This is a genomic window from Limosilactobacillus sp. C0001E2, assembly GCF_056590915.1.
In genome coordinates this window covers 157,909-180,641 of sequence record NZ_JBWPXC010000004.1, presented here as the reverse complement: position 1 = coordinate 180,641, position 22,733 = coordinate 157,909, and the positions used below count along the sequence as shown (strand labels likewise).

The window sequence follows — 22,733 nt, the reverse complement described above, 5'->3', positions numbered from 1 at the left end:
CTAACTTCGTTCTCCAATTCCCCCTTTCAGGGACCTTGACGATAGTCGATATGTTATTTTGTAATAATTAATCTTCGTCGTAAAGTCCTGCGTCCTTAACTTCCTTCGTCCACTTGTTGTGGTAACGAAGCATGATAAATGGAACGAAGAAGACAATTACGAATCCGACAATCAACAGCATTAGGTAAGTGTGTTGTTGTGCTACTGAGTATCCCTTTGGTGGGAAGAATGTAACAATCAAAGCAAATGCGGTCAAAACAAAACCAACAATTGCATACAAGTTCTTCAAGAACTTAGAACGTGAAGCAACCCATGTCCGGTGTAAATCATCATGCTTGTTGATCAAACGGAAGTAAGCAGCAAACATCATTAAGTACATTAACATGTAAATTGCAACCGTTAAGCTCATTGCAGTTTGGAAACTGATGTCGTTCTTTGAACCACCGGCACCGAAGGTCAACCATGCACCAACGATACATACGATAATTCCTTGGAGAACCATGACATTAGTACCAATACCGTTCTTGTTTGACTTAGCGAACCGTGCTGGAAGGTAACCCTTCTTAGCAGCTTCGTGCATCCCGGCGTTTGGACCAACAACCCAACTACTAATTTCGGCCAACACACCAAGTGCTAACAGAATACCAGTTAAGCGTTGAATAAATTCACCAGACATGTGGAACATTGAAGCTAATGAACCATAAGCAAACACAATTCCGTTACTCAATTGAATCTTGTCATTAGGAATTGTAGCAGCAATTGACATTGAACCAATGATATCTGAGCAGATCGCAGCGATACATAATGCCAACATAACCTTAGCGTAAGCATGTGGGTTCTTTAAGTTCTTAACGTGAGGAGCAGAACCTTCAGCACCACAGAATGCTAAGATAAATGGAACAAATCCAACCAGAACACTACCAGACCAAGTTTGTGGGAAGATTGTGTGCCAGTTGATTGTAATCAACATGTGGTGACCAGTTAACAAGTAAGCAGCAAAGAGGAACAGTAAGAAGAATACAGGAATAATAACACCGAGTGTGAATCCCCATTGGGCAATCTTACCAGTAAACTTTGTCCCACGTTGTTGAAGGGCAATTAATCCCCAAATAATAATCAAAATCAAAATGTAACGAACCCAAAGGTTGTCATACATTGCAGGTAAACTCAAACTAGCTGAGAAACATGCGATGATGAACATCATCATTGTGTTCATACCAACGGTAATGTGGACCCATTGATAGAACAATGCAGAGAACCCAGAGTTTTCACTGTACATCTTACCTACCCAGGTGAAGACACCACCCTTGGACCAGCCATCAACTGATGCCATTTCACCAGCTGCACGGGTAACAGGTAAGAACCATAAAATACCAGCTAAGAACAGGAAGAAGAACGCCGTAGCGCCTTGCTTAGCAAATGAAGCAAATCCATAGACCGTCATAACCATTGAAGTGGTCATGGAGAACAGTTGGAACCCAGTAATCTGGTTAACTGCCTTCAGGTCTTTGGCTTCTTGTTTATTTTCAGCCAAAATAATCCATCTCCTACTTTTTATTGACTACCATCACGTGAGCGCTATTTGTGATCGCAGGAATAATAAACTAATCAGGGATCCGTTCTGATTACATGTTCATTGTAAACGGTCTCTATTTGAGATGAAATATACATTTTATGGAATGTGTATAATTTTAAACTTCTGAAAATAATCGATCGACGCTTTCTGTCGATGATGGTAACGTTTTCGCTAATAAAGTTGACGGATCATCGTCCATTCCTTTTTTAATCCATTCAATAATAATTCCCCGAATACCGTATGCAAAGAACTGCGCACCCTTATCAAGTTGATCAGTGGCCTTTTTCCCTTCGCTTTGTAAAATAAATTGATTTAATGCGGTATCCAAAAAGGCACTTAGTAATGAATACCCTTGGTCACCATATGTAATATGAATAATTGCTTCTTTATGTTTACGAATTACATCCAATAAATTCAGTAAGTGTTGCTGGAGATTAGTAGAGCCATCCCGTTCCGCTAACAGGGTCCCCCATTGCTGAAGATAAAAACTGATACATTGGTATTTATCTGAAAAATAGTAATAAAAAGTCTGACGCTCGACTTGGGCGTGTGAGGCAATGTCTTTTACTGAAACGGACTCAAAATACTTTGTCTCGCTGAGGTCAAAGGCACTACGGCCTAGTAGATTTTTTGTCGATTTCATTGATATACTCCTATATTCTCCTAAAACTCACAAAATGATGAATTCGTAAAAAAAGGCTACTTGCAATAACAAGTAGCCTTTACTAATGACCCGTGCGAGATTTGAACTCACGTTACCAGCGTGAAAGGCTGGTGTCTTAACCAACTTGACCAACGGGTCAATTCCTCTTGACGTCTATAATAATATCATAGGTCAAAAAAAATACAACCCTTTTTGCCAAATTTTTTGACTTTATTTTGATCGTGTCAAAAAAACTACGTACGCTAAGGTGATCAACATCATCCCACTGACGGTAATAAATAATACTTCATAATTAAAATAATCGATAATTAATCCACCATATAATGGTCCAATTGCCCGACCAATCGACATTGCAATATTTGGGAGTCCTTGATAATATCCGGTATCACGTGGGTCAGTTAGCTGATCAACATACGCGGGAACTGCTGGAATTCCAGTCATCTCACCTACCGTTAAAATCAAAAAGTCAATCACAAACATAGTAAAGTTCCGGGCAAAAATTAGGATGATAAAAGAACTTGCAAAAATCGCAATTCCCCAAATAATCTGTGTACGCACTTTGATATAACCAGCTAATTGATTGACGATTGGCTGACCAACAATAATAACCCCACCATTGATCGTCCAAAGTAAACTATACGCAAAAAATGGAATATGCATATTGGTAATTCGCACTGACATTACCGTTTCCCATAACACATAGCTTAAATATACTGTCATCAAACACCCACAAAGTGCATATACAATGCGGACACCACGTCGATCACCAAGATGGCCTTGTCGATTAATTCTTCGTTGATGGGCCGCTTTTGGTAATGGCACGTTAAAGAATAGTACTGTAATTAATAGAAAAATGGCATAAAAGACTGCCGTAGTAATAAACACTTGCACCGGACTAATGGGTAGAAGCACCCCAACCAATAAAGTACCGACAACAACCCCAATATTCATTGCCATATAGAGCATATTAAAAACATACCGGGTTGATTTACCCTCGATCTTGGTCCCATATGAATTAATCACCGTAATACTGGACCCATCAGCAAAGCTGATTAAACATAACCAAATGGCAAAAAACGGCCACTGATGGAAAAAGATCAGTAGAAATGCCGCTCCAGTGGCAAAAATAACTGGAATCACAGCCGCCAAGTATGGATTCCACCGATCATACAGCACGCCACCTAAATAATTACCCATCATCATACACAGTGACATTACAAACATAACAACTCCGGCAATCGTCATTGATTCACCCAAATATTCATGCATATAGACAGTCGTTAGGGGCCATAGTAGAGCGGCTCCCGTATTGTTAAATAGGCTGGCTGCCACAACCCACCTTAATTGCAGCGACTTGGTTTGCATTTTCAATTGCTCCTTAACCTAAAAAACGACGCCCACCGGCGCCATTTTATTTATTCGTCCAATAATCAACCGATGATTCACCCTTAGTGTATCATACTAGTCTTTTTTGATCTTACTTATTCAACTTATTACGAAATGGGACTGCATTTTCTTTTGTAATCTTCTTAACCCCATGCATGTATGGTACCAGAACCTCTGGAATGGTAACGGAGCCGTCTGCATTTTGATAATTTTCCAAAATAGCGGCAACCGTCCGTCCAACGGCTAGTCCGGAACCATTCAGTGTATGAACATAATGCAGTTTACCATCCGCATCACGGTACTGCGTATGCATCCGCCGAGCCTGGAAGTCAAGACAGTTAGAACAGCTTGAAACTTCACGGTACTTGTTTTGCGCAGGCATCCAAAGTTCCAAATCATGCGTCATAGAAGCTGTGAAACTCATATCACTGCTGGTCAATGTAATTACGTGGTATGGCAATCCTAACTTTTTGAGAATATTTTCTGCATTTGCAGTCATCTTCTCTAATTCATCCCATGAATCTTCCGGCTTCGTGTACTTAACCATTTCCACCTTGTTGAATTGGTGCATCCGAATCAATCCCCGCGTATCACGACCCGCAGCCCCTGCTTCTGAACGGAAACATGGCGTTAATGCAGTAACGTAAACTGGTAATTCCTGTTCTGGAATTACATCACCACGATAATAATTAGTTAATGGCACTTCGGCAGTTGGAATCAACGTCATGTCTTCCCCATTAACTTGGTAAACCCCTTCTTTAAACTTCGGGAATTGACCGGTTCCGTACATGGATTTTGCATTCACAATATATGGTGGCAGCACTTCAGTGTAGCCATCCTTCATGTGTTCATCCAACATGAAGTTGTAAACGGCCCGCTCTAATTGCGCACCTAAACCAAGGTAGTAAACAAACCGTGCTCCGGAAACCTTCCGCGCCCGATCAAAGTCCAAGATTCCAAGGTTTTCACCAACATCCCAATGATGCTTTGGTTCAAAGTCAAAGTCCCGAACTTGACCAACTTTTCGTAATTCAACCGCACCATCTTCTGTTAAGCTGACCGGAACGTCATCATGTGGAACGTTTGGCAACCGTGACATTTTATCGTAGAAGACTTCATCATTAGCTTCTACTTTTTCATCGAGGTCCTTAATTTGGTCACCTAAGTCTCGCGTTTCCTTAATGGCTTCTTCAGCAGATTCACCATTGCGTTTTGCTTCACCAATCTTCTTAGAAGCTTCATTACGTTGTGCTTTCAGCGCTTCGACTTTTTGTAATAATTCACGCCGCTTTTGGTCCAGTTCAAGGACTTCATCAATTTCTGCTGCGTCAATTCCCCGGGTTGCCAACTTCTCTTTAAACCAGTCTGGTTGACGACGAATCTTCTTAATATCTAACATAACGTTTCCTCCAATCAAAAAGAGCCATTTCATCCTCATATTTTGGGACGAAATGGCTCTAGTTCCGCGGTACCACCCAAGTTTGACAATCTGTCACCCTCGAAATGGATAACGGCCATTAACCGTGCGGCATTACCCGCCCACATTTCATGCACCGGAGTTTCGATCAACAACTTTCACCACCCGTTGTCTCTCTAAAGATCTACTTTAAATGCACCTGTGTTTATTAATCATGCTAATCATATTACATTAAATTTAAATTAGCAATCCCTAATTTTCAAGACTGGAAATTTCTTGTCGATATTCAACATGACTCACACCATTGCGTGAAATCACCCGCAGTTGGTTGGGAATTTGATTTTCTAATTCAGTTACGTGACTGATAATGCCGATCATCTGATAGCCTTTAATGGACTGTAAAGCATTCATTGCCTGCTCCAAAGCTTCTTGGTCTAGTGATCCAAAGCCCTCATCAATAAATAGTGTTTCCACTTTAATACCGCCACTACGTTCTTGAATGACTTCGCCCAGTCCCAGAGCTAATGCCAATGACGCAATAAAACTTTCTCCGCCAGAAAGAGTCCGGACACTGCGTTCTTGGCCTGCATTATCATCATAAACGTTAATTTCAAGACCGCTCCACTTCGTTCCGTTGCCCCTTACGGCTTCATCGCTGAGTTTAAAAGCATAACGCCCATTCGTCAGTTTTGCTAGCCGTTCATTTGCTACCTGCAGCACCTCTGTCAGATAACTTTGCAGTACATACCGTTCTAAACTAAGTTTATTATCAGTGTTCCCGTTCATCACGTCGCTAACGGTCTGCAAATCTTGGACTCGCTTCAATTCCGAATTTTGTTGGCGATTAATTTTCACGACTTGATCGTGAATCTTTACAATGTTTTGTAATTCACTACTAAGTTGACCACTCCGTCGTTGCAATTCTGCTAATCGTCGCTGTTCTTCAGCTAACTCCTGACTAGTTTGTTCAACATCGGGCCTTGATTGTGTACCAATTTGCTTGTTCAGACGTTGAATAAGCGCTTGGAGGCGGGTTTGTTTCGTTTGATAATCCTGCAAACGACTTTGTAAAGTCGTCAACTCATTGAGATGCTCACCAGCCCAAGGCCAAAAACTATCATCCAATTCTGGAGAATAATCTACTAACTGCTGTTGTAGTTTTTTGTGACTCTCCGTTACCTGTTTTTGGAGCGTTTGAACTAATTGATTTAGTCTCGTTAGTTCTTGTTGATTATTCGTCACTCGTTCTGATAACATCGCTTGTTTACGTTGCACCTTTTGTTGGTGCTGTTGGAACTGATCAATTTGTGCTTGCCATTCGTCTACCTGGGTCTTCGCACTCTTGGCATCCGCATATTCAGTTTGTAAATCATCGGCGACGGCTTGATAGGTAGCTCGATCAGTCGTTAATTGCATCTGTAGTTCGTCTAACTCTTTTTGACCTTCTGTAAATTGTTGCTGTTCTTCCGTTTGGCGTTGCTTCAAATCAGACTGTGCTATTAGTAATTCTTGTGTTTGCCGTTTCTCATTTATTAAATCTTGCCGCAATTTATTAACAGTTTCCGAAAAGTCCCGGACTTTTTCCGTTGCCCCATCAATCGTCTTCAAATCAACATTCATTAATTTACTTAACTGTACTAATAATTCGTTGATAGTAGCCATTTCTTCATTAACTTGATGTTTTTGATCATCAAACTGCGATTTTTTAGCTGCCTGTTCCCTTTGTAATTGATTTAATCGTTGATTAGCAGCTTCAACTTCGTCATTTAACACCACGCGATCACCTTTCGGCAAAGGTGCAGGATGGGGATGATCAGTTGCCCCACAAACTGGGCATGGCGAGCCCGGTTTCAATTGATGAACCAGTCGTGCAATCTCCCCACGTGCATACGCATCTTTCAAATCATCGTAAGTCGTTTGTGCCTGGCCAATTAATTGTTGCTGCTGATCTAACCACTTCTGTAAAGACTGCTGCTGTTTAGATAATTCATTTGATTTACGCTGGTGGCTTTGAATATCCGCAACTATTTCCTGAAGTTTTTGCAGCTGATGTCGCTGCGTTTCAAAGTTTAATTCATGATCGTGGACGTCATTTAACTGGTCCAGTTCATCCGTAACCTTTTGCAAACGCTGCTGGGTTAACTCTAGCTTTGATTTCTGACTTGCCACTAATTGTCGTTGTTCATTGACCTGCTTATCTCCAGTTTGAACGGCCTGTTTAAGCTGATCGCGGCGCATATATTGTGGTAATTGGTTTTCTAAAACATTTTTTCGTTCCTGTAGCTTTTGAATTGTTTCGCTCCGCTGTTTCAGTTGCTCCACAACTGTATCAACCTTTTTTTGATCAATACATAGCTTTCTTATTTCAGCTTGTTTATCAGTTATCAGCTGCTGATTTTCTGCCAGCTTGGTACGTAAACTTTGATAGTTTAAGTATTCCGCTTGGTGTTCCTGATACCAAGTTAGCCGTTCAATGATTTGGCGCCACTGATTAATTTGTGGCGCCTGTTCTTGCAAATTCAGGAGATCCGCATCCGCTTCCTTTTTTTCATCCATTGCCTGTACTAAAGCATGCTGGTTGGTTAATTGTTGATTCAGTTGATTTGTCACTAATTGCTGCCTGGTTATTTCCTGGGAAATATTTTCAATATCACTTTGTCGATCTTTAATTTGCTCTTCCACCTGGCTTAACCACTCAGCCGTTGATTGATCACCATTAACATCTGCTAAGTTTGCCTTTGTAACTGACAGTTTATCTAATGTTTGCTTATAGGTCTGTTGCTGTTCAGTGAGTTGGTTTTTGAGCGTTGCTGCCCACTGTTCATAGAAGTGCGTATTAAAAAGATCACGTAATAATGTTTCTTTATCAGAACTGCTCGATTCTAGAAATTGGCGAAACTTTCCCTGCGGTAAAAGCACTATTTGCTTAAACTGATCTCGGGTTAAATTCAACAACTGTTCAATAAATTGATTAGCCGGACCAATTTTACTAATTTCATTTGGTTCCGGATTCTCCAACGGATAGATTAAACTAACCTTTGTTCCGTGTTCTACTAACTTATTACCACGCCCCATAATTGTTTGTTTAGGTTGGCGAGTAATTTGATAAGTTTGTCCTTTATGGATAAATGTAAAAGTAACGCGCGTTTCTTGATTATTTGGTGCAAAATCCGAGCGCAGTGCTGCCGCATCACGGTCTTGATCATTCGTAGTTTGCCCAAAAAGCGCGTAACACATTGCATCAAAAATTGTGGTTTTACCACTTCCGGTATTGCCGCTTACCAAAAAGACTGTTGTTCCCGTTAACTTTTGAAAATCAATTACTTCATCTTTATAAGGACCAAAATATTGAAGATGTAGTTTTAATGGTCGCATCCTAGTGATCCTCCTTTTGCATTTCCGCTAATGTAGTATCAACAATTTTTTCTTGTTCTGCATTTAGTTTGGTACCTACCGTTTTTTCAAAGAAATCAGCAAATAGTTGTTTAGGCGATTGACGTTGATTATGACGATGGTAATTTTCGTGAGGACCCGCAAAACCATACTTACGACCGAGACTTAAGATTTGCGGGTAATATTGCCGCAAACGATTCATAACGTCCGGAATAATTTGTCGGTCCGTAAGTTTAATTGCATAATAATCTTCTTTGGGATACTGCTTAGCAAATGCTGGATCAGTCAGCTGATCCATTGATGATTCGATCACGTGAATATCATGAATCGCAGGAAGCTCAACCCAGCGAATCTTAAACGGATCCGTATCTACGATCCAGACTCCTTTTTCCATATTAGCTTCGGAAACTGAAAATTTCATTGGCGAGCCGCTATATTTTATCCGTGCCTCCTGCAACGCGTTTTTATTATGTAAGTGGCCAAGGGCAACATAATCGAAATCAGTTAATAGGTTTGTATTGACGGCGCTCAATCCCCCTACTTCAATCATCGTTTCTGAATCGGCAGTCCGCTGACTACCGGCCGCAAAGAAGTGGGCAACTAATACATGCCGCTTATCATCCGCAAATTGCTTTTTCATTGCAGCGACAATCTTTTTCATTGCTGTATTGATATCCTTAATCTGATCATCCGCAAAATAATTACGGACTTCTTGTAAACCAAAAAAAGGCAACAAAAATAACTGGGTATCAGCAAATTCAATTGGTACAAACGCCTGACTAAATTTTGTATTTAAATAGAAATCGTTACTCGTAAACCATTGACTCCCCACACCAAGCCGGGTAGCTGAATCATGATTACCACTGATTGCAAAAATTGGTAATTGATCATGAATATTTAACTCTACTAGTTCACTAGTCAATTCTCGGGTAGCGGCCTCACTTGGAATTGTTCGATCATATAAATCACCAGCGATGACCATTGCATCTACTTGTTCTGCCTTAGCAATTTGGCGAATCTTTTCAAAAGTCGCATGTTGATCCGCCAATAAATTATAGCCAGCCAAGTTTTTTCCAATATGCCAGTCTCCAGTATGTAAAAATCGCATCGTCGTCCTCCAAACATTTGTTTGCGTTTCCTATCGATTATATCAAAGACGTTCATTAATAGGAAATAAAATTCATTAATTATAATTAACTAAACCTTCTTAACACCAATTCGTTTACACTGCCTTGTAAGATGTTGTATAATTTCGTTTGATATTTTTAAAATTAGGTAATTTCTAATTTCAAATTATTATTTAATTTGAAATGATGACTATACTAGGTCATGCCGATTATTTATGAAGGCTGTCTTCGCCACTCAGAAAGGATGGTAATTTAATGATCAAAGCGCTCAAAGATCATCCAACGTACACGTTTATCTTAAAGACGCTTTTTTATTTCGTCGTTCTAGTTGCCTTAATTTACCTTTATGGTTACTTTGGTGCTGGACAAGCCCCATTCATTTATAACGAATTTTAATGGAGGAAAGAGTTTTGGTTACAAATATTGTTCCTGAAATCGACCAAATCGCCAAGCAACACCTTGATAAGGTTTATTTCGATGAAATGGGGACGACCCATACTTATCAAGATTTAGTCAACGCATCCAATGCACTTGCGGCCTGGCTTGATCACAGTGACATCCCAGCTGGTAGTCCGATTATGTTTTATGGCGACCACCAATTTGAAATGGTTGCTGGATTTCTCGGCGGTTTAAAGTCTGGTCACGCATATATTCCAGTAGAAACTGGTTCGGCCCTTCCCCGAATGCAGTCAATCATTAACACTGCTGATCCTAAATTGGTGATTGCAGTTGATGACTTCCCAGACCAAGATCTGAACTACGATGGACGAATTTTAAACCGATTCGAATTGCGTAAAATCATGGACGAGCAAGTCTCCTATAATATGGACCATGAAGTTGCCGGAGATGATACTTTCTACATTCTCTTCACTTCTGGAACGACTGGTTCGCCAAAGGGGATCGAAATTAGCGCTAATAACATTACAACTTTCGCTAATTGGATGCTGGGCGATGATTTTGATCTCCCTCGGGAAGCGACCTTTCTTGGTCAACCACCATTTTCTTTTGATATTTCCCATTTCTACTGGTTAGTTGGAATGCTCTCGGGCGCTACTGTCAAAGCCATTCCTGTTAAGGTAGTCCAAAACTTCGGTCAGCTCTTTAAAGTCTTACCAGATCTCAAGATCAATGTCTTCTTTGGTACTCCTTCATTTGCAGAATTGCTACTACTCAGTCCTGATTTTAACGCTGAAAAGATGCCCGATTTACAAAAGTTTGTCTTTTGTGGTGAGGAATTATCAGTTTCAACCGTTAAACGGTTGTTCCAAAAGTTTCCAGATGCCCACATCTACAATACCTATGGTCCAACTGAAGCAACTGTAGCAGTTACCAGCTGTGAAATTACAAGAGATATGATCAAGGATGCCAAACGGCTTCCAATTGGTTATGATAAGCCTGGAGTTACCACTACGATTTGGGACGGCGATCAGCAAATCACTGAACCCGGAAAGCATGGTGAAATTATCATTTCCGGTGATAGTGTTGCCGCTGGTTACCTCAATAATCCAGAAAAGACTGCCAAAAACTTCTTTAAGTTCAATGGACAACAATCATACCGTACCGGGGATGCTGGTTACATCAGTGCGGATGGACTTCGTCATATCATCGGTCGGATGGACTTCCAAATCAAATTACATGGTTTCCGGGTAGAACTTGACGAAGTCCGCTCCAGCCTAGAGTTAAGTCAATACATTAAGCAAGCCGTAGCGGTACCAAAGTATGATAAAAATGGTAAAGCAACGCATTTAATTGCCTATGTGATTGCCGAACCAAACGATTTCGCCAGTGAGACCGAATTAACAAAGGCCATTCGGGAAAGTCTGAAAGATAAAATTATGGATTACATGATGCCAACCCAATTCATCTATGTTGATAGTTACCCAACATCAGCAAATGGTAAGATTGCGGTTAAGCAACTCATCGCGGAGGCTAATAAATAATGATTAATTGGTTTGCAAGCTTACCAAACTTCTCCGCCTATGGAACTCCTTCGTATTTTATTTACTTGTTAATTGCCCTAGTTCCGATGGGCATTGGCCTTTACTTTGGTAAACGTTTCGAATGGTATGAAGCACTCATTAGCTTTATCTTCATCTTCTTCATGTTTGATGGTCAAAGCTACAAACAGGCTGCTTCGTTGATTGTTTATATTATTTACCAAACTTGCTTAGTGATGTGGTACTTCCATTACCGGCAAAAGCAGAATAACAGTATGGTTTTTTATGTAACCGTATTTTTATCACTCTTGCCGATCATCATTGTTAAATTCACTCCCGCAATGGTTGGCCATAATTCACTTCTCGGTTTCTTAGGGATTTCTTACTTAACTTTCCGAGCTGCAGGAACAATCATTGAAACAAGAGATGGAGCCGTTAAGGACCTTAATTGGTGGAAGTTTGTCCGTTTCATGGCATTTATGCCAACCATTACTTCCGGGCCAATTGATCGGTACCGTCGTTTCTCAAAAGACTACCAAAAAGTTCCTAGTCGGGAAAAATACCTCAGTTTACTGCAAAAGGCAGTTCTGTACTTATTTATCGGGTTTGTATACAAGTTTATTGTGGATTATTTCTTTGCTCAACAATGGCTCCCCTATTTCCAACGTCAAGCAATGGCACATGCTCCTCACCTCTCATGGTGGGTCGTCGGTGTTGCTTATGTTTATACTGGTGACTTATACTTTGACTTTGCCGGATATTCATTATTTGCAGTTGCCATTAGTTACATCATGGGTGTCGAAACCCCAATGAACTTTAATAAGCCGTTTCTTTCTAAGAACATTAAGGAATTCTGGAACCGTTGGCATATGTCTCTATCATTCTGGTTCCGTGATTACATCTTCATGCGCTTTGTGTTCCTAGCTACCAAAAAACGTTGGTTTAAAAATCGGAATGTTTTATCATCCATTGCCTACATGTTAAACATGGTAGTCATGGGCTTCTGGCATGGAGTAACATGGTATTATATCCTATATGGATTCTTACATGGCTTAGCCTTAGTGATCAACGACTGGTGGCTTCGCTATAAGCGAAAACACTACAAAAATCTTAAATCAACTAAACTGACTAAGTTTATTGCCGGATTTATTACTTTTAATTTTGTCGTTTTCGGATTTTTAATCTTCTATGGCTTCTTGAACACATTATGGTTCAGTCCCGCAGCAATGAAATAACTTGATATAAAAAATACCTGGAGGAATTATCATGAAAGAACAAATTCAAGATTTATTAGCACAAGCAACTGGTCGTGACGCAAGCGACTTCTCTGATACCACTGCTGATTTATACGCCGATGGTCTGTTAGATTCCATGGCTACCGTTCAATTCTTACTATCTCTTCAAGATGAATTTGATATTCAAGTTCCTGTTTCAGAATTTGACCGGAGTGCTTGGAGTTCTGTTGATAAGATTGCGGATCGGGTAAAGGAATTACAAAATGACTAACAAGAAAAAGCTGTGGTCAATTTTTGGCCCAGTGATTGTTGCGGCATTATTGGCATTCATCTTCTTTTGTTTGCCATGGTCAGGTCACCACTCTGCTGCCACTGAACAACGGGCTGCGGTTTCCCTAAGTCCAACGGTTTTTAAAAATCGTTCATTAAAGGTTCAGGCCCTCAGTGGTCGTCACTCAAAATATGTTCCATTCTTTGGTTCTAGCGAATTTAATCGGATGGATCGCTACCACCCTGCGGTCATGGCTGAAAGGTATCATTCCTATCGTCCGTTTATGTTTGGTTCTCGGGGGACACAATCATTGCCCCAACTGTTTAACATGGCAATGATGCCTCAACAAATGCAAGGTAAAAAGGCTGTTTACGTTATTTCCCCACAATGGTTCGTCAAGCGTGGGGTAATGCCATCAGCTTTTAAGTACTACAATGGTGCCTATGCTAACTTAATGTGGTTGCGTCAAGCTAACCCACAATCGGCCTACGATCGTTATACTGCCAAACGTCTAATCCAATTGCTTGGTGATGACGGATCAATTAGTAGTTACGCTAATAAGATTAGTAAGGGACAATCCTTGAGCAAGTGGGATCGCTGGGTAATCAATTCAAAGATTACGCTCTTGCACCATGAAGATAATCTCTTCTCTGGATTCTTTATCAAGGATAACTACGGTCGGCGAATTAAGCCGAAAGCACGGCTCCTTCCTGAACAACTTAATTACGCTGATTTAACAGCGGCAGCAATTAAGCAACATGACCGGGCTTCTAGTAACAATAACTTCGGGGTTTTGAATTCATTCTATAACCGACGGATGCGTGGACATATCAAGAGCACCGCTAATTCCCAAAAGCATTTTGACTACACAAAGTCACCAGAATATGGGGATTTGGAAGTGGTATTAAATCAGTTCCATAAAACCAATACAAATGTGATCTTTATGATTACACCGGTGAATGCTAAATGGGAAAAACACACCGGGATTTCCATGCCAATGTATTACCGCACAGTACGCAAGATTAAAACGCAATTGCGCTCTCAAGGATTTAATAACATCGTCGATTACTCCCACAAAGGTAATCAAGATGGGTTCATGCAGGATACGATCCATATCGGATGGGCAGGTTGGGTTGACTTTGATCGCCAAACTGCACCATTCTTAGAACAATCGCAGCCGAAGCCTAAGTATCATATGAATGATGCATTTCTCTCTAAGGAATGGTTAAACCTGAATCCAACTAAGGAAAACCTAAAACAATTCAAGAGTAATCATCAAATTAAATAAGGCCTAATATTAAAGGCGGGTGGTAGAAGCCATAACGGTTTCTACCACCCGCCTCTTTTTATACGAGCTTATAACCAAACCCACGAACGGTTAACAAATGTACCGGATGTTGAGAATCATCCTCTAACTTATCACGTAAATGACTAATGTGAATGTCGACAATCCGCGAAGTCTCCAGTAAATCGTATCCCCAAACCCCATTCACTAACTGATCGCGACTTAATACTTGTCCGCGATTATTAACCAGATACGTCAATAACTGAAATTCTTTTGGTGTTAATTGAATCTGTTGACCGTGCTTGGTCACAAAATAGTTCTTTTCGTCAATCTGCCATTCACCCACTTGTTGATGATCTTCAACATGGAGTGACTGATCATGCTCCAATGCAACAGCCTTTGGCTGTGTTAGGCGACTATAAACCCACAGACGTTGTTTGGTTTGCGCAGTTAATGCTGCTCCGTGGAAAGGAAGTAATACCACATCGTCAACTCGTGCTTGATACAATTTCTGTGCTAAGCGATCGGTTAATTTTCGCGTCATTATCATAATAGGTCCCATTACCTGATCACGAATCAAAGTCACCGTAGCAATTGTCGTGTCGAGGTTAACATTGGTTAAATCCCACCAAACACCATGATATTGATCACCATCTAGCTTCACCACTAAACCCGTCGGCGTAGTGACCTGCTCAACTTGCCACTGCGCTTTTTGGACAATTAATTTTACTTGCTCAACCAATGTTGGTTGCTGAGTCATCAGTAGAAACTTCTTCACCATGGCTCCCTCTCATAATTTACATAACATTTACATTCGAACAACTAAATATTTACATCCGCTTGATATGCTTCTTTTGTACCATGAAATCCATGCAGTGACAATTACTTTCTGCATATTTTAAAGGAGTCACATTAATGAAAAAATGGCTAAGTGCTGGCGCAGCATTGATTATCGTCACCCTCATCATTGTTGGTTGGGCCACGAACCGTCACCAAAATAAACCACAAAAAATTAGTATCGTCGGCTCAACAGCCTTACAGCCCTTAACTGAGGCTGTTGCACACCAGTATCAGCAAAAACATTCTGGAATTCACATTACCATCCAAGGTGGCGGTTCAGGAACGGGACTCAGCCAAGTTCAAGCAGGCGCCGTCGATGTTGGTAATTCTGATGTCTTCGCTAGTCAACAAAATGGGATTAACGCTAAGCAGTTGCGCGGACATGTGGTGGCAGTAGCTGGAATTGTCCCGATTGTTAATCCGAATTTACCAGTGGATAATCTGTCTATGGAACAACTTCGGCAAATCTTTACTGGAAAGATTACTAATTGGCAACAGGTGGGTGGTCCGAATGAAAAAATCACCGTTATTAACCGTGCTCACGGTAGTGGTACCCGAGTAGCATTTGAACAAACCGTTTTTAAAAATAGCGATGAAGCAGTTACCAGCCAAGAACAAGATTCCAATGGCACGGTAAAAGAAATCGTCGCCAATACTCCCGGAGCAATTAGTTATATCACTCGCTCTTACGTTAATCAACGCGTCAAGCCACTCCAACTGAACCATTTTAAGGCAACTAAAGCCAATATTACTACCAACCGTTGGCCGTTGTGGTCATATGAGCATATGTACACCAAACTAAATCCCAACTCGGCAACCACACAGTTCATTCGCTACATGCAATCACCAGCTATCCAGCAGCGACTCGTTAACTCCACAAATTACATTAGCATTCATGATATGAAAGTTAAAAAAAACCGTTAATAACCAAATTATTGAGGAAAAATAGGTATGAAAAAATGGTCAAAACAGCTCACTAGTCCTTCCACAGAAAGTCATCAGGAAGTAACTGGTAAAATCATTAGCTTCTTATCCATCGCCATCATCGCAACTTTAGTAATTACTATCTTAGTCTTCTTAACTTACCAAGGAATTGCCCTTTTTACTCAAGATAACATAAAAATGATCGACTTCCTAACTGGTAAAATTTGGAAACCAGGACAAAATCTTTTCGGCGCCCTTCCAATGATCGTTACCTTGCTATTGGTTACTTTATTAGCTGGGATCATTGCACTCCCACTAGCACTGGCCGTAGCTATCGCAATGAGCCTAATCTTGCCGCGCCAAGTTTATAAAATCTGTCAACCAATTGTGGAACTCCTAGTTGGAATTCCGTCCGTCGTTTATGGTTACGTTGGGCTCACGGTTGTGATTCCATTTTTGCAAAAAATGTTTGGTGGGACGGGCTTCGGAATTTTGGCAGCAATTGTGGTGCTTTTCTTAATGGTGCTGCCCACAATGACTTCGATGACCATTGACAGTCTAAACGCTGTTCCTAAGTCATACCGAATGGCTTCAGCCGGTCTTGGAGCGACTCGGTGGCAAACTATTTCCCGAATTATCTTACCTAGCGCAAAGGGCGGCATTCTAACTGCGATGATTTTCGGAATGGCACGGGCATTCGGTGAGGCGCTGGCTGTGCAAATGGTAATTGGTAATACGACCGTGATTCCCCACGGATTAACCGAGCCGGCGGCAACATTGACCAGTGTACTCACCACTGGAATTGGTAACACTGTGATGGGAACTACCGCGAACAATGCTCTGTGGTCGCTAGCCCTCATTTTATTAGTTCTCTCCCTGGCTTTTAACCTCCTGATTCACTTAGTTAACCGGAAAGGAGCACAGCATCCATGAGCCCCATTAAAATTGATCGAATTGCAACCGTCATTATTCTTGGTATCTCTACCCTCATTGGAGTCTTAATCTTATCCCTCCTTGGCTACCTACTAATCACTGGCTTACCAAATATTTCATGGCATTTTATTACCAGCCAAGCAGAATCCTTTAACCGCGGCGGTGGCATCCGTGATCAGCTTTTTAATTCCGTTTACCTCCTCTTTTTAACAATGATCGTTTCCGTCCCGCTGGCCCTGTGTGCCGCAATTTATTTGAGTGCATACGCTCCACAAAACTTATTTACGAGCTTAATTCGTCTAGCCATGGAAGTGCTTAGCTCTCTCCCATCAGTAGTAGTCGGCCTTTTTGGCTACTTAGTCTTTGTAATCCAGTGGGGTCTGGATTTCTCACTACTTGCTGGTGCGATGGCACTAACAATCTTAAATCTCCCCCTACTAACCAGGAGTTGCGAAAACGCCTTGCAACAAGTTCCATCCTTACAACGACAAGCTGGTCTGGGACTAGGAATGTCTAAATGGCGAGTAACTACCAAAATTGTTCTTCCGGCAGCATTACCTGGAATTATGACGGGAACCATTCTTAGTGCCGGACGAATTTTCGGTGAAGCTGCTGCCTTAATCTACACTTCCGGTCAAAGTTCATCCGTAATTAGTTACTCTAATTGGAGCCCATTTAGTCCGACTAGCTTTCTGAATCCACTCCGCCCCGCAGAAACTCTCGCTGTCCACATTTGGAAAGTTAATAACGAAGGATTAGTTCCTGATGCTCGAGCAATTTCAAATGGGGCAGTCGTAATCCTGCTACTAACGATTCTATTTTTTAACTTATTAGCCCGCTTTATCGCTCATCGACTTAGTCAACGACAAGGATTAATCAAATAGAGGAGGATAATCAATGACTACCATTTCAAATTCCGCAATTTCTGTTGAGGCACTCGGCGTTGCTTATGGCAATCATTCGGTGATTGAAAATATCTCAATGAAATTCCCCAAAAATCAAATTACTGCTTTGATTGGTGCTTCTGGTTCTGGTAAATCTACGCTCCTCCGTAGCCTTAATCGGATGAACGATGGTCTAGCAACGGTTACCGGTAAAATCCACTTCCATGATGTCGATATTAATCACCCCAAAGTAAATATCTATCGGGTTCGACAACAAATTGGGATGGTCTTTCAGCAACCAACTCCCTTTCCCCTATCAATTTTCGATAATGTTGTGTATGGACTACGCTTAGCTGGGGCTAAAGATCGAAAATTATTAGCAGAACGTGCTGAAACAAGTCTGAAGCAGGCTGCCTTATGGGATGAAGTCAAAGATTCCCTCAAGAAAAGTGCTCTAGCCTTATCTGGTGGTCAGCAACAACGACTTTGTATTGCGCGCACTCTCGCCGTTGAACCGGAAATTATCCTCATGGATGAACCAACTAGTGCATTGGATCCCATCTCGACAACCCAAATTGAAGACACCCTTGTGCAACTTAAAGAGCGTTTCACCATTATTATGGTAACTCACAACATGCAGCAGGCATCGCGTTCTGCTGATTGGACCGCCTTCTTGCACCAAGGTGAATTAATTGAATATAATCAAACTGCAGATATTTTCATGAACCCTCAGAAAAAACAGACCGCTGATTATCTAAGCGGTAAATTTGGTTAGGAGGACTGCCCATGAGCGAGATTTTTAACGATGAATTAAAACGATTACGTAGCCATTTTATGGAAATGGGGATTGACGCAAGTGAACAAATCTACCAAGCTACACAAGCATTTACCAACCACGATCCAGAACTAGCTAAACAGGTTTTGTCTGGTGATTCGCACATTAACACTGATGAGGTTAATTTAGAAAAACAGGCTTTAAAACTAATGGCATTACAACAACCAGTTGCTGCAGACTTCCGTAAAATTATTAGTATTCTCAAAGCTAGTACTGACATCGAACGAATTGGTGATTATGCTTCGCACATTGCCCAATGTACTGTCCGGATGGCCGATCATTATCAAGATCAAGCAATTCAAGATAATATTCAACAAATGATGATGATCGTCCGTAAAATGCTTGAACAAATCATGGATGCCTACGTTTTTACTGACGAGAAAACAGCCTATAAAGTTGCGAACGAAGATTTAAAAGTCGACGTTCTCTACGTTGAACAGCAGCAACAGATCATTAGTGCTTTAAAAGCCAGCAATGACCACGTCACTTCATACGAAACCTACCTCAATGTGATTCGCTACTTAGAACGTGCGGGTGATCACATTGTGAACCTGGCCGAATGGATTATTTACAGCGGATCAGGAGAACTCGTCGAACTGAATCCTGGCAAAGCCGACCACCATCTTGTGGAACGTAAACTGCACAAACATCATACTAACTAAAAAATAGCTTCAGTGCTCGGCAATGCCGAACTCTGAAGCTATTTTTGGAGAGTATCAATATGGATATAGAAGAGTACTAATTTTCGTCTAATGCAGTCGCGTTTCCGCGAACCCGGAAGAAGTGGAATACTAATCCGAGAACCAAACCAACCAATGCTGGTACTAGCCACGAGAGACCTAAACTAGCAAGTGGCAAATGACTCCGCACTGCAGCAACTGCAGTCCCAAAAGCACTCGCGCTAACCACTTTCGGGAAAGATACTACCATGTCACCAAGCGCTGGAACAACGGTGAACAAAACAACAAATAAGTAAACAACCCCGTCGCGGTTAAACATTGGTGAAAATACTGACAAGAGGATTAATACCAAACATAGTGGGTAAAGGAACATCAACATTGGTGTTGACCAGGCGATGATTGTATCCAAACCAAAGTTAGCAGCTAAGAATGAAGCTAACGTGGTTAAAGCTAACCATGTGTGGTAAGAAACCTTTGGAAAGTGCTTATGGAAATCTTGTGCAAAAGCTGCTACTAATCCAACGGCAGTGGTCAAACAAGTTACGGTGATCAATACAGCCAGAACTGCTTGACCAAAGGCACCACCATAGTAGCTAACAACTTGGTTAAATGCGACTCCACCATCAGCAGAAAGTTTAAAGTGACCAAGGGACATTGCACCAACCACGATTAATAATACGTAGATAAAGGCCACCATACTCATAGAGACTAACCCTGCTTTACCAACAACCTTTGCCACATCTGATTCACGTTTTTGGCCCATTTGCCGAACCGCGTGCACAACGGTTACCCCAAAGGCAAGACCGGCAGGAGCATCCATCGTGTTGTATCCTTGCAAGAAGCCATTAACAAATGAAGAATGAAGGTAAGCTGATGTTGCGGGCGCTGACATTGGATTACCCATTGGCCGTAAAAAGGCAACTAAAAACATTAAGAATAATAATGCCAAGAACATTGGGTTTAAAACCTTCCCAACGTTAGAAAGGATATCATTTTCGCGGTATGAGAACGCAAATGCTAACGCGAAGAAAACGGCTGAAAAAACTAAAAGTGCGACTTGATGGTCAGCTTTAGGAACAAATGGGGCAACACCAACTGTAAAGGAAACTGACGCCGTCCGCGGTGTCCCAAAGAGTGGACCGATGGTTGCGTGAATCAAAACCATGAAAACTAGTGCAAAGCCAACCCCCAACGGGCGACCAACATCAAAAACCCCTTCAGCACGGGTGACTGCAATCGCCATAACTGATAGCAGTGGTAAAAGAACCCCGGTCAGTAAGAAACCAACCGTAGCCAAAACCCAGTGGCCACCGGCTAATTGTCCTAAATGAAGTGGAAAAATTAAGTTCCCTGCCCCAAAGAACAAACCAAATAGTAATGAACTAACGACCAGATATTCCTTTGTGGTTAGTTTACGTGACGCTAAATCATTCATAATTCTCCCTCCAATATCATTGCGAATGAGTTAACATCGAGCCCAATAAAAAAAGTCCCTTGACTGATCAATAACCAGTCAAGGGACGCCATGCGCGGTACCACCCTCGGTTTATACTAATATTGCTATTAGTACCTCAATACGTACAGCAAAACTGCGATACGCTGACGCTGTAATGGGTGTCATACCACTGTACCTTGGACAGTACAGACTCGAAAGTGATTTTCACGCTTTCTAGATTCGTTCCCCTCTCACCAAACAGGATTCGCTTTCGATTAGAAATCGCTACTCTTCTTTCTCATTGTGCTCGAATAATTAATTTATGAGTATATTCTAATTAAACTTCAATCTTTCGTCAAGGCTTTTTTCATAATTTTCTGGAATTAATTTGTCTTTCCATTTTTCATAAAGGATGGACACCAGAATTATGCTAGAATGATACACATTATAGACATCCAATAAAGGAGAATTAATCATGGTTGAACGAACCCATCATCATTATCAACATCCGGTCGATGTTAAAGTTGGTGATCGTTTCCCACTAACCATTAAAAAGCTGGGAGTGGAGGGTCAAGGAATTGGCTATTTTAAACACAAGGTTTGTTTTGTTCCTGGTGCACTGCCAAATGAAGTCGTGGTTGCCGAAGTCACAAAAGTTCACGAAAAGTATCTCGAAGCGGCTATCCATCGTCTGAAAAAAACTAGCTCAGACCGGGTCATTCCGCGGGATGACTATGCATTGGACGCTGGTGGCTTTGAATTTGAAAACTTAGCCTATCCGGCACAACTACAATTCAAACGGCAAATGGTAATTGAAAGTTTAGCTAAATTTAAGCCTCGTGGTTACCGTCACTACGAAGTTTGTCCAACCATTGGCTCTGAAAAACAATATGGTTACCGTAATAAGGCGCAGTTCCAAATTCGCCAGCAAAATGGGAAAGTCGTTGCTGGACTTTATCGTTCTGGATCCCATGAGGTTGTTGATATGCAAGAATGTGCTGTTCAAATGCCAGGGATCATGAAAGTAATGCGCGCCCTCGTTGATAAAATAGCGCAATTAGGAATCCCGTTGTATGACGAAAGCAATCATAGTGGAATTTTAAAAACCATTGCCGTTCGTGAATCTGCAACAACTCACCAAATTCAAGTAACCTTCATTACTAATAGTCCTAAATTACTTAAAAAACATCAACTACTGACTTTCATTGCGGAAAAATTACCGTCCGTAGCTTCTGTAATGCAAAATATAAATCCCGGGGATACCCCACTAGTTTGGGGAACTGAAACTATCCACCTCGCTGGTGATTCTTACATTACTGACAGTCTGATGGGATTAGACTTCCACCTTTCCGCACGTTCTTTTCTCCAACTCAATCCATACCAAACCGAAACCCTATACGAAGAAGCTGCTAAGGCGATGGAATTAACCAGCACAGATACCCTAATTGATGCATACGCAGGAATTGGAACGATCGGCTTGGCCCTTGCTAACCGTGTTAAAGAAGTCCGTGGAATGGAAATTATTCCGGAAGCTGTCACTGATGCAAATCAGAATGCCGCCTTAAACAACATCACTAACGCTAAGTACGAAACTGGATCTGCTGAAGAATTATTACCAAAATGGCGAGCTGAAGGTCTCCATTTTGATGCGTTAGTAGTTGATCCTCCTCGGACCGGTCTAGATAACAAATTAATCCAGCAAGTTTTGCAAGAAAAGCCAACGAAGTTTGCGTATATTTCCTGTAATATGGCATCACTTGCCCGAAACCTGGCCCGTTTGGTTCCTACCTACCGAGTTGATTACATCCAACCAATCGATATGATGCCCCAAACACCACGATGTGAAGCAGTTGTTAAATTAAGCTTAAACTAATAAAAAGGCGGGTTCCAAATGGAACTCGCCTTTTATTT

19 protein-coding genes and 1 tRNA gene are annotated in these 22,733 nt (G+C 41.3%); 11 read left to right on the top strand and 9 right to left on the bottom strand.

The features are described from left to right. Positions 1-67: 67 nt before the first annotated feature. From AC1EKL_RS05995 to AC1EKL_RS05965, 7 genes are all read right to left on the bottom strand, one after another. Positions 68-1,534 (bottom strand): amino acid permease, encoded by a 1,467-nt coding sequence (locus tag AC1EKL_RS05995; RefSeq protein WP_464465616.1) that lies wholly within the window; start codon positions 1,532-1,534, stop codon positions 68-70. A 157-nt stretch (positions 1,535-1,691) separates the two neighbouring features. Next, entirely contained in the window at positions 1,692-2,219 is a 528-nt protein-coding gene (locus AC1EKL_RS05990; RefSeq protein ID WP_480188881.1) for a TetR-like C-terminal domain-containing protein, read from the bottom strand. A gap of 86 nt (positions 2,220-2,305) precedes the next feature. Continuing rightward, positions 2,306-2,378 (bottom strand) — tRNA-Glu (locus AC1EKL_RS05985). A gap of 72 nt (positions 2,379-2,450) precedes the next feature. Beyond that, complete coding sequence (locus AC1EKL_RS05980; RefSeq protein WP_480188880.1) at positions 2,451-3,605, bottom strand: MDR family MFS transporter; 1,155 nt, start codon at positions 3,603-3,605, stop codon at positions 2,451-2,453. Positions 3,606-3,717: 112 nt separating this feature from the next. Next, complete coding sequence (serS, locus tag AC1EKL_RS05975; RefSeq protein ID WP_480172397.1) at positions 3,718-5,025, bottom strand: serine--tRNA ligase; 1,308 nt, start codon at positions 5,023-5,025, stop codon at positions 3,718-3,720. A gap of 270 nt (positions 5,026-5,295) precedes the next feature. After that, positions 5,296-8,418 (bottom strand): AAA family ATPase, encoded by a 3,123-nt coding sequence (locus AC1EKL_RS05970; RefSeq protein WP_480189979.1) that lies wholly within the window; start codon positions 8,416-8,418, stop codon positions 5,296-5,298. A gap of 1 nt (position 8,419) precedes the next feature. After that, on the bottom strand, positions 8,420-9,544 hold the full coding sequence (locus AC1EKL_RS05965) for an exonuclease SbcCD subunit D (protein WP_480188878.1): 1,125 nt from the start codon (positions 9,542-9,544) through the stop codon (positions 8,420-8,422). A 274-nt stretch (positions 9,545-9,818) separates the two neighbouring features. Here AC1EKL_RS05965 and AC1EKL_RS05960 point away from each other — a divergent pair, with 274 nt between their 5' ends. From AC1EKL_RS05960 to dltD, 5 genes are read left to right on the top strand one after another with little or no spacing between them, the layout of a single operon-like run. Beyond that, positions 9,819-9,959, top strand: a complete 141-nt coding sequence (locus AC1EKL_RS05960) for a teichoic acid D-Ala incorporation-associated protein DltX (protein ID WP_006917531.1) — start codon at positions 9,819-9,821, stop codon at positions 9,957-9,959. 14 nt (positions 9,960-9,973) lie between these two features. Next, positions 9,974-11,503: a D-alanine--poly(phosphoribitol) ligase subunit DltA gene (gene dltA / locus AC1EKL_RS05955; protein WP_480188877.1), complete on the top strand. Its 1,530-nt coding sequence runs from the start codon at positions 9,974-9,976 to the stop codon at positions 11,501-11,503. Next, a complete protein-coding gene (gene dltB, locus AC1EKL_RS05950; protein ID WP_480188876.1) occupies positions 11,503-12,735 on the top strand; it encodes a D-alanyl-lipoteichoic acid biosynthesis protein DltB in 1,233 nt (410 codons plus the stop codon). The genes dltA and dltB overlap by 1 nt, the downstream gene beginning before the upstream one ends. A 31-nt stretch (positions 12,736-12,766) precedes the next feature. Continuing rightward, a complete protein-coding gene (gene dltC, locus AC1EKL_RS05945; protein WP_464465620.1) occupies positions 12,767-13,006 on the top strand; it encodes a D-alanine--poly(phosphoribitol) ligase subunit DltC in 240 nt (79 codons plus the stop codon). Beyond that, positions 12,999-14,294: a D-alanyl-lipoteichoic acid biosynthesis protein DltD gene (gene dltD / locus AC1EKL_RS05940; protein ID WP_480188875.1), complete on the top strand. Its 1,296-nt coding sequence runs from the start codon at positions 12,999-13,001 to the stop codon at positions 14,292-14,294. Before dltC ends, dltD begins: the two co-directional genes overlap by 8 nt. Positions 14,295-14,352: 58 nt before the next feature. Here the strand turns inward: dltD and AC1EKL_RS05935 are convergent, their stop codons facing one another. After that, complete coding sequence (locus AC1EKL_RS05935) at positions 14,353-15,072, bottom strand: winged helix-turn-helix domain-containing protein (RefSeq protein WP_480188874.1); 720 nt, start codon at positions 15,070-15,072, stop codon at positions 14,353-14,355. Positions 15,073-15,206: 134 nt separating this feature from the next. Between AC1EKL_RS05935 and AC1EKL_RS05930 the strand changes: the two genes are divergently transcribed. From AC1EKL_RS05930 to phoU, 5 genes are read left to right on the top strand one after another with little or no spacing between them, the layout of a single operon-like run. After that, the gene (locus AC1EKL_RS05930) at positions 15,207-16,055 is read left to right on the top strand and encodes a phosphate ABC transporter substrate-binding protein (protein WP_480190239.1); all 849 of its coding nucleotides are present in this window, start codon (positions 15,207-15,209) and stop codon (positions 16,053-16,055) included. 27 nt (positions 16,056-16,082) lie between these two features. Continuing rightward, positions 16,083-16,988 carry a phosphate ABC transporter permease subunit PstC gene (gene pstC, locus AC1EKL_RS05925; RefSeq protein ID WP_480188872.1) on the top strand — a complete coding sequence of 302 codons (906 nt, stop codon included), beginning with the start codon at positions 16,083-16,085 and terminating at the stop codon, positions 16,986-16,988. Next, positions 16,985-17,872 (top strand): phosphate ABC transporter permease PstA, encoded by an 888-nt coding sequence (pstA, locus tag AC1EKL_RS05920; protein WP_480188871.1) that lies wholly within the window; start codon positions 16,985-16,987, stop codon positions 17,870-17,872. The genes pstC and pstA overlap by 4 nt, the downstream gene beginning before the upstream one ends. A gap of 13 nt (positions 17,873-17,885) precedes the next feature. Continuing rightward, positions 17,886-18,647 carry a phosphate ABC transporter ATP-binding protein PstB gene (gene pstB, locus AC1EKL_RS05915; RefSeq protein WP_480188870.1) on the top strand — a complete coding sequence of 254 codons (762 nt, stop codon included), beginning with the start codon at positions 17,886-17,888 and terminating at the stop codon, positions 18,645-18,647. An 11-nt stretch (positions 18,648-18,658) separates the two neighbouring features. After that, complete coding sequence (gene phoU / locus AC1EKL_RS05910; protein WP_480188869.1) at positions 18,659-19,369, top strand: phosphate signaling complex protein PhoU; 711 nt, start codon at positions 18,659-18,661, stop codon at positions 19,367-19,369. Between the two features lie 76 nt (positions 19,370-19,445). On the opposite strand, the gene brnQ is transcribed toward phoU, so the two are convergent. Then, on the bottom strand, positions 19,446-20,822 hold the full coding sequence (gene brnQ, locus AC1EKL_RS05905) for a branched-chain amino acid transport system II carrier protein (protein WP_480188868.1): 1,377 nt from the start codon (positions 20,820-20,822) through the stop codon (positions 19,446-19,448). 475 nt (positions 20,823-21,297) lie between these two features. On the opposite strand from brnQ, the gene rlmD reads away from it, so the two are divergent. Next, entirely contained in the window at positions 21,298-22,695 is a 1,398-nt protein-coding gene (gene rlmD / locus AC1EKL_RS05900; protein WP_480188867.1) for a 23S rRNA (uracil(1939)-C(5))-methyltransferase RlmD, read from the top strand. Positions 22,696-22,733 lie beyond the last annotated feature (38 nt).